Source organism: Streptomyces fructofermentans, assembly GCF_014651055.1.
GTDB lineage: Bacteria > Actinomycetota > Actinomycetes > Streptomycetales > Streptomycetaceae > Streptomyces > Streptomyces fructofermentans.
In genome coordinates this window covers 105,739-120,416 of the sequence record NZ_BMWD01000015.1, presented here as the reverse complement: position 1 = coordinate 120,416, position 14,678 = coordinate 105,739, and the positions used below count along the sequence as shown (strand labels likewise).

Annotated in this window: 12 protein-coding genes; 8 read left to right on the top strand and 4 right to left on the bottom strand. The window is 71.0% G+C overall.

Going from position 1 to position 14,678, the window contains the following annotated elements:
• The first annotated feature begins 139 nt into the window (after window positions 1–139).
• Window positions 140–2,596, top strand: coding sequence for a DNA gyrase/topoisomerase IV subunit A (locus tag IE265_RS21255; RefSeq protein WP_190037237.1), 2,457 nt, complete (start codon window positions 140–142; stop codon window positions 2,594–2,596).
• A 12-nt stretch (window positions 2,597–2,608) separates the two neighbouring features.
• Here IE265_RS21255 and IE265_RS21250 read toward each other — a convergent pair whose 3' ends face one another.
• Window positions 2,609–3,781 carry a CobW family GTP-binding protein gene (locus tag IE265_RS21250; RefSeq protein WP_190037236.1) on the bottom strand — a complete coding sequence of 391 codons (1,173 nt, stop codon included), beginning with the start codon at window positions 3,779–3,781 and terminating at the stop codon, window positions 2,609–2,611.
• A 311-nt stretch (window positions 3,782–4,092) separates the two neighbouring features.
• Here IE265_RS21250 and IE265_RS21245 point away from each other — a divergent pair, with 311 nt between their 5' ends.
• Complete coding sequence (locus IE265_RS21245) at window positions 4,093–4,596, top strand: DUF6082 family protein (protein ID WP_190037235.1); 504 nt, start codon at window positions 4,093–4,095, stop codon at window positions 4,594–4,596.
• 352 nt (window positions 4,597–4,948) lie between these two features.
• Window positions 4,949–5,185 carry a hypothetical protein gene (locus tag IE265_RS21240; protein ID WP_190037234.1) on the top strand — a complete coding sequence of 79 codons (237 nt, stop codon included), beginning with the start codon at window positions 4,949–4,951 and terminating at the stop codon, window positions 5,183–5,185.
• A gap of 174 nt (window positions 5,186–5,359) precedes the next feature.
• Here IE265_RS21240 and IE265_RS21235 read toward each other — a convergent pair whose 3' ends face one another.
• The gene (locus IE265_RS21235; RefSeq protein ID WP_190037233.1) at window positions 5,360–6,526 is read right to left on the bottom strand and encodes a citrate synthase/methylcitrate synthase; all 1,167 of its coding nucleotides are present in this window, start codon (window positions 6,524–6,526) and stop codon (window positions 5,360–5,362) included.
• A gap of 99 nt (window positions 6,527–6,625) precedes the next feature.
• Here IE265_RS21235 and IE265_RS21230 point away from each other — a divergent pair, with 99 nt between their 5' ends.
• The 5 genes from IE265_RS21230 (at window position 6,626) to IE265_RS21210 (ending at window position 12,421) form a co-directional block, all read left to right on the top strand.
• Window positions 6,626–7,885, top strand: coding sequence for a citrate synthase (locus IE265_RS21230; RefSeq protein WP_190037232.1), 1,260 nt, complete (start codon window positions 6,626–6,628; stop codon window positions 7,883–7,885).
• Window positions 7,886–7,936: 51 nt separating this feature from the next.
• Window positions 7,937–8,887 carry a ferredoxin family protein gene (locus IE265_RS21225; RefSeq protein ID WP_190037231.1) on the top strand — a complete coding sequence of 317 codons (951 nt, stop codon included), beginning with the start codon at window positions 7,937–7,939 and terminating at the stop codon, window positions 8,885–8,887.
• A 68-nt stretch (window positions 8,888–8,955) separates the two neighbouring features.
• Complete coding sequence (locus tag IE265_RS21220; protein ID WP_190037230.1) at window positions 8,956–10,671, top strand: sensor histidine kinase; 1,716 nt, start codon at window positions 8,956–8,958, stop codon at window positions 10,669–10,671.
• A complete protein-coding gene (locus IE265_RS21215) occupies window positions 10,668–11,348 on the top strand; it encodes a response regulator (RefSeq protein WP_190037229.1) in 681 nt (226 codons plus the stop codon). The genes IE265_RS21220 and IE265_RS21215 overlap by 4 nt, the downstream gene beginning before the upstream one ends.
• A 380-nt stretch (window positions 11,349–11,728) precedes the next feature.
• Window positions 11,729–12,421 carry a response regulator gene (locus IE265_RS21210; RefSeq protein ID WP_190037228.1) on the top strand — a complete coding sequence of 231 codons (693 nt, stop codon included), beginning with the start codon at window positions 11,729–11,731 and terminating at the stop codon, window positions 12,419–12,421.
• A gap of 126 nt (window positions 12,422–12,547) precedes the next feature.
• Here IE265_RS21210 and IE265_RS21205 read toward each other — a convergent pair whose 3' ends face one another.
• Window positions 12,548–14,140, bottom strand: a complete 1,593-nt coding sequence (locus tag IE265_RS21205; protein ID WP_190037227.1) for a monocarboxylic acid transporter — start codon at window positions 14,138–14,140, stop codon at window positions 12,548–12,550.
• Window positions 14,137–14,625 (bottom strand): DUF485 domain-containing protein, encoded by a 489-nt coding sequence (locus IE265_RS21200; protein ID WP_190037226.1) that lies wholly within the window; start codon window positions 14,623–14,625, stop codon window positions 14,137–14,139. The genes IE265_RS21205 and IE265_RS21200 overlap by 4 nt, the downstream gene beginning before the upstream one ends.
• Window positions 14,626–14,678 lie beyond the last annotated feature (53 nt).

The window sequence follows — 14,678 nt, the reverse complement described above, 5'->3', positions numbered from 1 at the left end:
CTTCCGGAGGTCGGGCGGGGGGCCCGCGGGACGCCAACGGACGGGTCGTGGTCCACGTTGTCAGTACGCCGGTCCACAATGGACCGCGTCAGACACCCGTTCATGCCCCGGCAGAGACTGTGAAGGAGCCGCAGCAGCGATGGCCCGCCGCAGCACGAAGACCCCGCCGCCCGACGACTTCGAGGAGCGCATCCTCGACATCGACGTCGTCGACGAGATGCAGGGCTCCTTCCTCGAGTACGCGTACTCGGTCATCTACTCCCGAGCCCTGCCGGACGCCCGCGACGGCCTCAAGCCCGTGCACCGCCGCATCGTCTACCAGATGAACGAGATGGGTCTGCGCCCCGATCGCGGCTACGTGAAGTGCGCCCGGGTCGTCGGCGAGGTCATGGGTAAGCTCCACCCCCACGGCGACGCGTCGATCTACGACGCCCTGGTGCGACTCGCGCAGCCGTTCTCCATGCGCCTGCCCCTGGTGGACGGCCACGGCAACTTCGGTTCCCTGGGCAACGACGACCCGCCGGCCGCCATGCGGTACACCGAGGCCAGGATGGCCGACGCGACCTCCCTGATGACGGAGTCGATCGACGAGAACACCGTCGACTTCGCGCCGAACTACGACGGCCAGGAGCAGGAGCCCCAGGTCCTTCCGGCCGCCTACCCGAACCTCCTGGTGAACGGCGCGTCGGGCATCGCGGTCGGCATGGCGACCAACATGGCGCCGCACAACCTCGGCGAGGTCATCGCGGCGGCCCGGCACCTGATCCGCCACCCGGGCGCCGACCTCGAGACGCTCATGAGGTACGTGCCGGGCCCCGACCTGCCGACGGGCGGCCGCATCGTCGGCCTCTCCGGCATCAGGGACGCGTACGAGTCGGGCCGGGGCACCTTCAAGATCCGCGCCACGGTGTCCGTGGAGAACGTGACGGCCCGCCGCAAGGGCCTCGTCGTCACCGAACTGCCCTTCACCGTCGGCCCGGAGAAGGTGATCGCCAAGATCAAGGACCTGGTCGGCTCGAAGAAGCTCCAGGGCATCGCCGACGTGAAGGACCTCACCGACCGCGCGCACGGCCTGCGTCTGGTCATCGAGGTCAAGAACGGTTTCGTGCCCGAAGCCGTCCTTGAGCAGCTCTACAAGCTGACGCCGATGGAGGAGTCCTTCGGCATCAACAACGTGGCGCTGGTGGACGGCCAGCCGCTCACGCTGGGGCTGAAGGAACTGCTGGAGGTGTACCTGGACCACCGCTTCGAGGTCGTGCGCCGCCGCAGCGAGTTCCGCCGCACCAAGAAGCGCGACCGGCTGCACCTGGTCGAGGGCCTGCTCGTGGCCCTGCTCGACATCGACGAGGTCATCCGCCTCATCCGCTCCAGCGAGAACTCGGCGCAGGCCAAGGAGCGCCTGATCGAGCACTTCTCGCTGAGCGAGATCCAGACGCAGTACATCCTGGACACGCCGCTGCGCCGGCTGACCCGGTTCGACCGGATCGAGCTGGAGACCGAGCGCGACCGGCTCAACGGCGAGATCGACGAGCTGACCGGCATCCTGGATTCGGACGCCGAGCTGCGCAAACTGGTGTCGACCGAACTGGCCGCCGTGGCCAAGAAGTTCGGGACCGAGCGGCGCACGGTGCTGCTGCAGTCCGCGGGCACCGCCGCCACTGCCGTGCCGCTCCAGGTGGCCGACGATCCGTGCCGTGTGCTGCTGTCGTCGACCGGACTGCTCGCGCGCACCGCCAACGGCGACCCCTTCGGCGAGGGCGACGGCAAGCGGGCCAAGCACGACCTGATCGTCTCCGCCGTCCCGGCGACGGCGCAGGGCGAGATCGGCGCTGTGACGTCCGCCGGACGCCTCCTGCGGATCAACGTCATCGACCTGCCTCAGCTGCCCGAGACGGCGGCGGCGCCCACCCTCTCCGGCGGCGCCCCGGTCTCCGAGTTCCTGACCCTGGAGGGCGACGAGGGCATCGTCTGCCTGACGACGCTCGACGAGTCGTCGCCCGGGCTGGCCCTCGGCACGCAGCAGGGTGTCGTGAAGCGCGTGGTGCCCGACTATCCCTCCAACAAGGAGGAGCTGGAGGTCATCACGCTCAAGGACGGTGACCGGATCGTCGGCGCGACCGAGTTGCGCACCGGCGAGGAGGACCTGGTCTTCATCACCGACGACGCCCAACTGCTGCGCTACCAGGCCTCCCAGGTGCGCCCGCAGGGCCGTCCCGCCGGCGGCATGACGGGCGTCAAGCTCACGGAGGGCGCCAAGGTGATCTCGTTCACCGCGGTGGACCCCGCCGTGGACGCGATCGTGTTCACCGTCGCGGGTTCGCGCGGCACGCTCGACGACTCGGTCCAGACGACGGCGAAGCTGACACCCTTCGACCAGTACCCGCGCAAGGGCCGGGCCACGGGTGGAGTGCGCTGCCAGCGCTTCCTCAAGGGCGAGGACTGCCTGAGCCTCGGATGGGCCGGCCCCTCTCCCGCGCGGGCCGCGCAGAAGGACGGCACGCCCGCGCAACTGCCGGAGATGGACCCGCGCCGGGACGGCTCGGGTGTCTCGCTGGCGAAGACCGTCTCGGTGGTGGCGGGCCCCGTCCAGGCCTGACGGACCCCCGGCTCAGGCGTCCGCGTCGCCCGACGCCTGAGCGTCCGGGGCCAGGTCCAGGTCCGGTTCCGGGTGCGGGCCCACCTCCGGGTCCCGCTCCTGCACGTAGCGGAGGACGCCCCACATGCTGTGCTCGTCGGCGTGTGGGGCGTCGTCCTTGCATCCCTCCAGCTCCTTGGCGAGGGCCGGGGTGTCGATGCCCGAGCCGATGAGGACGAGTTGGGTGAGGCGTTCGCCCGAGGGCCACGGCTCCGGGTAGAAGCGCAGGAAGCGGCCCACCGCGTGCACCGCGTACCGGTTGCGGGGGTCGGCGGGACCGAGGTCGACGTACCCCTTGATCCGGTAGAGGCCCTCCGGTCTGCTGTCGAGGAACTCCATCAACCGCCGCGGCCCCAGCGGTACTTCCGAGACGAACGAGAGCGACGTGTAGGCGGAGTGCAGATGGCCGCGGTGCGCGTCCCCCTCCCCGCCGGCCGTCCCGATTCCCGACTCGGCCCCGCCCTCCGCCTCGTCCTCGGCCTCGGCCTCCTCCCGGTCGTGCGGAAGGTCGTCGAAGGAGAGCTGCCCGATGCGCTCCTCCGACGGACGGCAGTCGAAGAGGAACTCGGGGTCGACGCGCCCGTACGAGGCGGGCACGACGGCCGCGCGGTCGCTGAGCGTGCGGACCAGCCCGGTCACGCGCTCCAGGTCCGCGGCGCGGTCCGCCTTGTTGACCACGACGAGATCGGCGATGGCCAGGTGCCGGTCGATCTCGGGATGCCGCTCGCGCGTGGCGTCGAACTCGGCGGCGTCGACGACCTCGACGAGACCGCCGTAGACGATGCGCGGGTTCTCACTGGCCAGGAGCATCTTCACCAGCTCCTGCGGTTCGGCGAGGCCGCTCGCCTCGATGACGATGACGTCGATACGCGCCGAGGGCTGGGCGAGCCGGTCCAGGTAGACGTCGAGTTCACTGGCGTCCACGGCGCAGCACAGGCACCCGTTCCCCAGGGAGACGGTGGAGTCGCCGAGGGCACCCGCCACCGCCATGGCGTCGATCTCGATCGCCCCGAAGTCGTTGACGATCGCGCCGATCCGGCTGCCTCCGCTGCGGTGCAGGAGGTGGTTGAGCAAGGTGGTCTTCCCGGAGCCCAGGAAGCCGGCGAGAACGAGGACCGGAATCTGTTGGGGGCTCGCCTGACTCAACGCGCGACCTCTCTCACACCATTGCGTGCACCGGCTCACGAACCGGCTCTCACGACGGGAAACGAATGCCGATCCAGGATACGAGACGGTGGAAACGCCACGAAGTGAACGATTGTTAGCGGCGCTCGCGGGGCACACGTCTGACATGGCGCCGAGTTGCGCGACCCGCGCTTCCCCCCGTGCGCCTCCTCTCCGCCTCCCCGCCGATCAGAGCCGCTCGGCACCCTTGGGAGACGGCAAGCGCGCCGCCCACCGCTCCGTGTCGCCCGCACCCGACGACTGCCGGACGGTCGCCTGACTCGGGGGTTGACATGGCCAGACAGAGTTTGTGGAAGGGGCGGCTCGCGGCCGCTCGGTCCAGGTTCGCGTCCGCGAGCGACTCCGTCGCGGTGGCGGGCAGCCGGCACCGAAGGCGCGCCGCCCTCACCGAACAGCACCGACTCCACTTCGACCTGCTGTGCAAGGCCATGGACGACCCCGCTCTCGCCGCCGTGCTGAACACCTACGAGAGCGACGTCACGCCGGAGAAGCAACGGCAGTACCTCTTCGCCAACGCCCTCTATGTGAACGCCCTGTACTTCCATCGCATAGGCGCCCTGACGCGGCGCGAGCTCCACGGGCACTTCCGCATCATGTGCCAGAACCGGATCTTCCAGGAGTACTGGTCCGCGACCCGGCACCATCGGGAGAGCCTCCCGGACGCTTCCGAGGAAGCCGAACTCGGGCAGATGATGGACGACTTGATACAGGAACAGGCCGACTCCGACACCGACGAGTGGTGGGTCGTCGGTGAGCCGCCCGACGAGCCCTCGTAACGTCCCGAACGCTCCACTCCCCACGCTCGCCGTTCACGTCTCGGTGCACAGCGTCCGCGCTTCCTTGCAACGGTCAACGGCCCCAATGGGCGCTAATCATCCCAACGCCACCTGACGTCAAGGAAGGCCGGAAAAGTTCACTGGGCCACATGCCGTTTCTCACACACCACGAGCAACCGGATGGCTATTGTTGCCTTCGCTGCCCTCCCTGTGTGGTCGGGCACTCCGACGACCACCCAACGCGCTCGGAGATCGCCTCCGACGACCACGAATCTCGGAGTCCGCACGCTCCGAGGAACCTGCACAGCTCGGAGAAAAGCCATTCATCGAGCTATAAGGTTGGAAACTATCCGTGAAGATCGTGCGACGTGTCGGGGCTTCACCACGCGAGCGCGGGAGCGCTACTGGTCAGTCGTGCCCCGACATCTTTGAGCTCAGCGACGGCAGCTTCGCTGTCATCGGTCGAGAGGCCACCAAGGAACTCGACGCGGAGCTTCCGCCCGACGCTTCACGTGCCGACTACGAACGCATCGTGGTGATCACGCGCGACACCTTGGTGCGCGCGAAGGCGGACATCCCCGAGGCCTGACCGGACTCTCCGGACAGGGTTCACCTCGCCCTGGCGTGGTCGACCGACCCGGCATCAACACGATGCCGGGTCAATTTCGTTGTGCACGAACTCCGTTGACTGGACTATGTGCACGGTGCGCGACCGGGCCCTCCGCGCGTCCACCCATGCATGCGACGGCTCCAGGCAAGGCCCTCAAGCCACCGCGGGCACGGCCACCGGCGCACCCGGTCCCACGTAACGGGCCGCCGGGCGGATGATCTTCGGATCCTCGGCCTGTTCGAGGATGTTGGCGCTCCACCCCACCACCCGCGCCGCCGCGAAGGTCGGCGTGAACATCTCGCGCGGAAGCCCGCAGAGCTCCATGACGACACCCGCGTAGAACTCCACGTTCGTGTGCAGCTCACGGCCGGGCTTCAACTCCGCGAGGATCGCCTCCACCCTGCGTTCGACCTCAACAGCGAAGTCGACCAGCGGGCCGCCGAACTGCTCGGCGATGCCCCGGAGCATCCGGGACCTGGGGTCCTCCGTGCGGTACACGGGATGCCCGAAGCCCATGATGCGGTCGCCGGCGAGCACCCGTTCCCGGATCCAGGAGTCGATGCGGTCGGGCGTTCCGATCACGTCGAGGGTGTCCAGCGCCCTGCTCGGGGCACCACCGTGGAGCGGCCCCGAGAGTGCCCCCACCGCGCCGACCAGGCAGGCGGCCACGTCAGCACCTGTCGACGTGATCACCCGGGCCGTGAACGTTGACGCATTGAATCCGTGATCAATGGTCGAGATCAGGTACTGCTCGATCGCGCGGGCCCGCTGGGGCTCCGGCTCCGAACCCGTCAACATGTAGAGGTAGTTCGCCGCGTAGGGCAGGTCGTCACGCGGCTCGACCGGTTCGAGCCCCTGCCCGAGCCGGTACAGCGCGGTCAGCAGTGTCGGCACGGCGGCCGACGCCGCGAGCGCGTCGGCCCGTCGACGCTCGGTGTCGAGGTCGTACACCGGCTTGAACCCCCGCGCCGCACCGAGCAGCGACAGCGCGGTCCTCAGCCCGGACAGCGCCCCCGATCCCTCGCTCGCCGCGGCGATGACGGGCAGCGCCGCCCGTACCTCCGCGGGCAGCCGCCGCAGTTCGGCCGTCCGTGCGACGAAGGCGGAACGCTGCGCCTCGTCCGGGAGTTCACCGTGCATCAGCAGGTGCCAGATGTCCTCGAAGCCGCGTGTCCTCGCGAGATCGACGGCCGAGTACTGGCGGTAGTGGTAGAAGCCCTCGGTCCCTCTGACGTCACCCAGCACGGTGTCGGTGACGACGACGCCCGCGAGTCCTCGCGGTACATCGACAGGGGCGGTCTCGGCCCGGTTGATCGACATGCTTTCCTCCCTGGACTTGATTCGACTGTCCATGCTTGACTTATTTCTTGTCAATATTGATTGAATCAATATGAGACCTGTACAGATACGGTGGCCCGCATGAGGGATCAAGAACAGGACCGCACCTCCGAGAGCCGGCGCCTCAGCACTCGGGAGACGGCCGAACTGCTCGGAGTGAAGCCCGAGACGGTGTACGCGTACGTGAGCCGCGGCCAGCTCTCCAGCCGCCGCGGCCCCGGCGGCCGGGGCAGCACCTTCGACACCAGGGAGGTCGAGGCACTCGCCCGCCGCAACAGGCGCGAACCGGTGCGGAGTTCACCGGCGACCGGCACGCTCTCCGTACGGACCCGGATCACCCTGATCGACAAGGACCGGTACTACTTCCGAGGCGTCGACGCGGCCGAGCTGGCGGCGCGGCACTCGTACGAGGAGGTGGCCGAGTGGCTCTGGACGGGGGTCATGCGCCCCGGGATCACGTTCACCGCACCCGAGGCCTCGGTCGCCGTCGCCCGCCGCGCCGTGGGCGCTCTGCCCGAGCACACGGGCCCGACGGACCGGCTCCGCGTGGCGGCCATCGCCGCGGCCACCGCGGACCCGCTGCGCTTCGACCTCTCCGAGGAGGCGGTCCTCGGTACGGCGCGCAGCCTCATCCCCACCCTGGTCGCCGCCCTGCCGCCCAAGCGGCACGGCCGCCCGGACGACGGCCCGCTGGCCCACCGCCTGTGGGCAGGGCTCAGCGGCCGGACAGCCGACGAGGCGTCCCTGCGCGCCCTCGACACGGCGCTCGCCCTGCTCGTCGACCACGACCTGGCCGCCTCGACCCTCGCGGTCCGGGTCGCCGCGTCAGCGCGCGCCCACGCCTACGCCGCCGTCTCGGCGGGCCTCGGCGTCCTGGAGGGCCCTCTGCACGGCGCGGCCAGCGGTCTGGCGCACCGGATGCTCCTCGACGTCCTCGACCGCGGCTCGGCGGCACCCGTGGTCGAGGACGAGCTGCGCGCGGGCCGGCGCGTACCCGGGCTCGGCCACCGGCTCTATCCCGGCGAGGACCCGCGCGCGCGGGCGCTGTTCGCCCTGCTGGAGGAGGTCCCCGGCGCCGCCCCCGTGCTGGCCGCGGCCCGCGACGTCGTGACGACCACGGCCCGCCACGTACCTCTGCACGCCAACGTCGACCTGGCCCTCGCGGTCCTCACGGTCGCTTCCGGCATGCACGGCTCGGCGGGCGAGACGATCTTCGCCGTGGCGCGCACGGCGGGCTGGATCGCGCACACGCTGGAGGAGTACGGCGAGGCCCCGCTGCGGATGCGCCCCAGCGGTCAGTACGTGGGCCCGCGGCCGCCCCAGCCCCTTCCGGGGCGGTGACACTCCCGCCCCGTACGTCACCGTCGTTCAAGTCAGGTTAGGCTCACCTCTGTGAGTACGTGCGCCAAGGTCTCCCGGGACCTGGAGGAGCCCCTCGCGGGGACCGCCGCCACTGCGAGAACCTGGCTCCTGATCGAGCAGCCGGGCCCCTGGGGTGCTGACGCGCTGACGTCGAGCCACCTGGACCCCGTGCTCGGCCGCGCCCTGGAGAAGGCCGCTGAGGGCATCGGCGTACGCATCGCGCTGATCCGCCGCCCGGGACGCCACGCCGACTGCCGCACCATCTCCGAACGCCGGGTGTACGCGGCCCACACCGCGCCGGGGAACACGTGGCTCCACCAGGCCGTCACGTCCGACCCCCGGCGCCTGCTCGACCTCGACTTCGCCGGGCTGGGCGCGGGCCTGCCTGGCACCTTCGACTCCGCTCTCGACGGCCGCCCCCACACCGGGGAACCGCTGGCCCTCGTCTGCACCAACGGCAAGCGCGACCGCTGCTGCGCGCTCCTGGGCCGCCCACTCGCCGCCGAACTCGCCGCCTCCGGGGTGGAGGGCGTCTGGGAGGTCACGCACCTGGGGGGCCACCGCTTCTCCCCCACGGTCCTGGTGCTGCCGTCCGGGTACGCGTACGGGCGCGCCGAGGCGCATGCCGTCAAGGAGGTGCTCCAGGGCGTGCGGGAAGGGCGGGTCGTCACCGAGGGGTGCCGGGGCAGCTCCGCCTGGGAGCGGCCCGGGCAGGCCGCGGAGCTCGCGGTGCGCACGGCCGCCCACGAGTACGCGGCGGGCGTGCTCGCCGTCGTCGGCACGGCCGGCGCCGCTCCTCGCTGGGAGGTCACGGTCGCGCACACGGACGGCCGCCGATGGCTCGTGACGGTGGCCCGGGGCGCCTCTCTGCCGCCCCGCCCCGAGAGCTGCGGCTCGGCCCTCGGCTCCCCCGCGCGGATGGACGTGATGGCGGTCAGGGAACTGACCGAAGCCGTCCCGGAGCCTGCCGACGCCGGCTGACCACGGCCCGCACGAGTACCACCCACACCCCCTCGGGCGCCGGACGCGCTTCCCCGTACCGTCATGGCATGAGTCCCACGCCTCCCGCACGACGACTGCGCCTCGGGATGCCGAGGCGGATGTTCTCGCAGGTGCTGCTGATGCTGGTGGCGATAGCCGCCGGTGTCGCGGTCCTCGCGACGGGTCTGTTCCTCGCTCCGCTCAGCGAGCAGTTGGACGACCAGGCGATGCGCCGCGCGCTGGCGATCGCGCAGACGACGGCGGCGCAGCCGCGGCTCGCCGAGGAACTGACGTCGACGCCCGCGTCGGCGGACGGACCCGTGCAGGCCGAGGCTGAACGGATACGCCTGGCCAGTGGCGCCGAGTACGTCGTGGTCATGAACATGGACGGCGTGCGCTGGTCGCACACCAACCCCGCGGAGATCGGCGAACGCGTCTCGACCGATCCCCGGCAGGCGCTGGCGGGCCGGGAGGTCATGCAGATCGACAGCGGCACGCTCGGCCGCTCCGCACGCGGCAAGGTGCCGCTGCGCGACGACGAGGGGGACATCGTCGGGGCGGTCTCCGTCGGCATCGAGTACGACAGTGTGCGGGCCCGGCTCATCCATGCGATCCCCGGTCTGTTCGCGTACGCGGGCGGGGCGTTGGCGGTGGGGGCGCTGGCCGCCTATCTGATCTCCAGGCGGGTCCAGCGACAGACGCGCGACCTGGCCTTCTCCGATATCGCGGGGCTCCTGGCGGAGCGCGAGGCGATGCTGCACGGCATCCGGGAGGGCGTCGTCGCGCTGGACCGGGAGGGCCGGATCCGGCTCCTCAACGACGAGGCGGGGCGCCTGCTCGGCATCGGCGACGAAGCGGTGGGCGAGCCGTTGGCCGAGGCGCTGGGAGAAGGCCGTACGACCGACGTGCTGGCCGGCACGGTGACCGGGACCGACCTGCTGACGGTCCGAGGTCAGCGGGTACTCGTCGCCAACCGCATGCCGACCGACGACGGCGGTGCCGTGGCCACCCTGCGCGACCGCACCGAGGTGGAGCGGCTGGGCCGCGAGCTGGATTCGACCCGGGGGCTGATCGACGCCCTGCGCGCCCAGGACCACGAGCACGCCAACCGGATGCACACACTGCTCGGACTGCTGGAACTGGAGATGTACGAGGAGGCCGTCGAGTTCGTCGGAGAGGTGGTGGGCGAGCACAGGGCGACCGCCGAGCAGGTCACCGAGAAGATCCACGATCCCCTGCTGGCCGCCCTCCTGGTGGGCAAGGCCACCGTCGCCGCGGAGCGCGGAGTGGCTCTGCGGATCTCCGACGGGACGCTGCTGCCCGACCGGTTGATCGATCCCCGGGGTCTGGTGACGGTGATGGGGAACCTCGTCGACAACGCGCTCGACGCCGTCGCGGGCACCGGCCACGCGCGCGTGGAGGTCGAACTGCGTGCAGAGGGGCGCACGGCGGTCCTCACGGTGCGCGACACCGGACCGGGCATCCCTTCCGGACAACGCGAGTTGATCTTCACGGACGGCTGGTCCACGAAACAGCCGCCCGCCCACGGCAAAAGGGGCATCGGTCTCTCCCTGGTGCGACGGCTCGCCGAACGGCAGGGTGGCAGCGCACGGGTCGCGGAGGCGGACGGAGGCGGCGCGGTGTTCACCGTCGTGCTCCCCGAGGCGCTGGCGGATCCGGGCCTCGCCCCGGAGCCCGCCGCCGGCTTCCTCCTGGAGAACTTCACCACGTCCGTCGAAGGGGCCGCAGAAGAGGCCGCAGCAGCCGCAGAGGAGTCGCGATGATCGAGGTACTGGTCGTGGACGACGACGTCCGGGTCGCCCGGGTCAACGCCGCCTACGTGGCCAAGGTCGCGGGGTTCCGCGTCGCGGCCGAGGCGCACTCCGCCGCGGAGGCGCTGCGGCGGTTGGAGGAGCTGCCGGACCTGGACCTGGTGCTCCTCGACCACTACCTGCCCGACGAGACGGGGCTCGCGGTCGTCCGGGAGATGCGCAGGCGCGGCCATCAGACCGACGTGATCATGGTGACCGCGGCCCGTGACGTCTCGACCGTCCAGGCGGCGATGCGCCACGGCGCGCTCCAGTACCTGGTGAAACCGTTCGCCTTCGCGGGGCTGCGGGCCAAGTTGGAGGCGTACGCGCACCTGCGCCGCACGCTCGACGGGGGTGGCGAGGCCGAGCAGTCCGAGGTCGACCGCATCTTCGGCGCCCTCTCCGCCGGTTCGGAGCCCGATCTGCCCAAGGGCCACTCCCCGACCACCGCGGAAACCGTGCGCCGGGCGCTGATGACGGCCGAGGGGCCCCTGTCGGCCCAGGATGTCGCCGACGGCACCGGGCTCAGCCGGCAGACCGCCCAGCGCTACCTGAAGCTCCTCGAGCGCACCGGACGGGCCACGCTGTCGCTGAAGTACGGTGACGCGGGCCGCCCGGAGCACCGTTACGTCTGGGCGACCCGCGCCTGAGGACACGGCCGGGGTCCGGGGGAAGCAACCGTGTCCCTCCTCCGTACGGGCCGGCAGGGGAGTTCAGCCGTACGAGGGTCGGCGGGCGGCCGCGCCGCGAACCCCGCCGGGCCCGTTGTCGCCGGGCCCGCATCCGGTGTCCGCCACGCAGGGACGACCGCCCCGAGCACCTGCCGCCCGCCCCCGCGGTCGGTCGGCGGGGCGGGTGGGCGTGCCCATGCCCCGGGACGGTAGAGAGCGTGGCGGCCACGGCATCAGTCTTGTGGGCGCAAGGCGTTCTTCTGCTCGCAGAAGGGTGTTGTGCTCGTTCTGCTCGCGCTAGAACACTGGAGCCGACAGCGCGGGCCCACCGGTCGCCCGGGCTCGGGGAGAGAGGCCCGATGATTGACGTCCTGGTCGTCGACGACGACTTCCGTGTCGCCGAGATCAACGCCAAGTACGTGGGCAGAGTGCCCGGTTTCCGGGTGGTCGACCGCGCGCACAACGCCGCCCAGGCACTGGCCGCGGTGGCCCGCGGGTCCGTCGACCTGATCCTGCTCGACCACTACCTGCCCGACCGGACCGGCCTCGAACTCGTCCAGCAGATGCGGGAGATCGGCTACGGGTCCGACGTCATCATGATCACAGCGGCCGGCGACGTGGAGACCGTGCGCACCGCGATGCGCCTCGGAGCCCTGCACTACCTGGTCAAGCCCTTCACCTTCGCCGCGCTGCGCACCCGGCTCGACTCGTACGCCGCCCTGCGCCGCACGGTCGACCGGGTCGGCGACCGGGGCGTTGCCGGGCAGGAGCAGGTCGACCGCATCTTCGGCGCGCTGCGCACGACACCGGTCCCTTCGTCCCCCGGCCTGCCCAGCGGCCATTCGGAGCCGACGTCGGACCTGATCTGTGCTGTCCTGCACCGGGCCGACCACCCGCTGTCCGCCCACGAGGTCGCCGCCGAGACGGGCCTCAGCCGCTCCACCGCTCAGCGCTACCTCCGCCATCTGGAGCAGGCGGGGCGTCTTCACCTCTCCCTCAAGTACGGCGACACGGGGCGCCCCGAGCACCGGTACGCGTGGGTGAAGCCCTGATCGTCCCGTGATGCCCGGGCTGCCATGCACCCCCGTACGCCCGCACGATCCACGGGCGCACGGGGGCTCCCTCGGTGCCTCAGCACCGGGAAGTCGCTGGCCGGACCCCCCTTGTACGCGTGGAACTCAGACCGCGCCGGCACCCGTGAGCGCCCGCACCTCGGTCTCCGCGTGCTTGGCCTCGTCCGGCGGCTCCGCCGAGGTCACCGTGCCCAGCCAGCCCGCGAGGAAGCCCAGGGGGATCGACACCAGGCCCGGGTTCTCCAACGGGAAGTACTGGAGGTCGACACCGGGGAACAGCGAGGCGGGGCTCCCCGTCACGACCGGCGACAGCAGGACGAGCACGAGCGCCGGCCCGAGCCCTCCGTACACGGACCACACGGCGCCACGGGTCGTGAAGTTCCGCCAGAACAGCGAGTACAGGAGCACGGGAAGGTTCGCCGACGCGGCCACGGCGAAGGCGAGTCCCACGAGGAACGCCACATTGAGGTCGCGCGCGAGCAGGCCGAGCGCGATGGCGACAACTCCGATGCCGACCGCGGCGGTTCGTGCGACGGCCACCTCACTGCGGGGCTTGGCGTGCCGGCGGCGCAACGACGCGTACAGGTCGTGGGCCACGGACGTCGAGGAGGCGAGCGTGATCCCGGCGACCACCGCCAGAATGGTCGCGAAGGCGATCGCGGCGACGATCGCGAAAAGAACCGTTCCTCCCGAGGAGGCCGGTCCGCCACCCAGGTCGAGCGCCAGCAACGGAACCGCCGTGTTGCCCGACGCGTTCGACCCGCGCACGGTGTCGGAGCCGACGATCGCGGCGGCCCCGAAGCCCAGCACGATCGTCATCAGGTAGAACCCGCCGATCAGGCCGATCGACCAGACGACCGAGCGGCGCGCGGCCCGGGCCGTCGGAACGGTGTAGAAGCGCGACAGGATGTGCGGCAGACCCGCGGTGCCGAGCACCAGGGCCAGGCCCAGGCTGATGAAGTCCAGACGGGCCGTCCAGTCCCCGCCGTACTTGAGACCGGGCGCGAGGAACGAACTCCCGTGTCCGCTCCGCTCCGCGGCCGTACGCAGCAACTGGTTGAAGTCGCCGTGGAACCTGACCAGCACGAGCACGGTGAGCGTGATCGCCCCGCCCATCAGGAGGACCGCCTTGACGATCTGGATCCAGGTCGTGGCCCGCATGCCTCCCATCGACACATAGACGATCATCAGCGCGCCGACCCCGATGACCGTCCAGGCCTGCGCCGCCTCGCTGGTACCGCCGAGCAGCAGCGCGACCAGACTGCCGGCGCCCACCATCTGCGCCACCAGGTAGAGAACGGAGACCGTCACCGAGGACGTTCCCGCGGCGATCCGCACCGGGCGCTCGCTCATCCGGGCGGCGACCACGTCGGCCAGCGTGAACCGGCCGCAGTTGCGCACGAGTTCGGCGACGAGGAACAGCACGACGAGCCACGCCACGAGGAAGCCCACCGAATAGAGCAGCCCGTCGTAGCCGAAGAGAGCGATCAGCCCGGAGATTCCGAGGAACGAAGCGGCCGACATGTAGTCGCCCGCGATGGCAAAACCATTCTCCATCGGCGAGAACAGTCGTCCGCCCGCGTAGAACTCCTCCGCCGAGCCATGCCGATGACGGCTCACCCAGGTCGTGATCGCCAGCGTGACCGCCACGAACACGCTGAAGAGCAGCAGTGCCAGCGTCTGATGGTTCCCGGTCACCGCTCACCGCCCGCGACGCCGCGCGTCAGTTCCTGCGTGTCCCACCGCAGATCGAGCGCCGCCCGGTCCCTGCGCAGCCGTGCGTGCCGCGCGTAGGCCCAGGTGAACAGGAACGTCGTGAGGAACTGACCGAGTCCCGCCAGCATCGCCACGTTCACCGCGCCGGCGACGGGCCGCGCCATGAGGCCCGGTGCCGTCGTCGCCGTCACCACGTAGGCCAGGTACCAGCTGAAGAAGACGGCGACAGCCGGGACGACGAACCTGCGGTAGCGGCTGCGCACCTCCTGGAAGGCCGCGCTGCGCTGCACCTCCAGGTAGACGTCGGCCGCCCGTGCCGCGCGGTCGTCCTGCTCCTGGCGCGCGGGCGGCACGGTGGGAGCGGGCGCGCCCGTGCCGTCCAATTCACCCCAGCCGGAGGCGAGCGCGTCGTACCAGGGGTCGTCGATCCGGACCCTTCCGGAGTCGGGACCGTCGTACTTCTCCACCGAACTCTCCTTGTCCGCTGCCCGTTCCGGCCGCGTGTCCCAAGGATGGACAG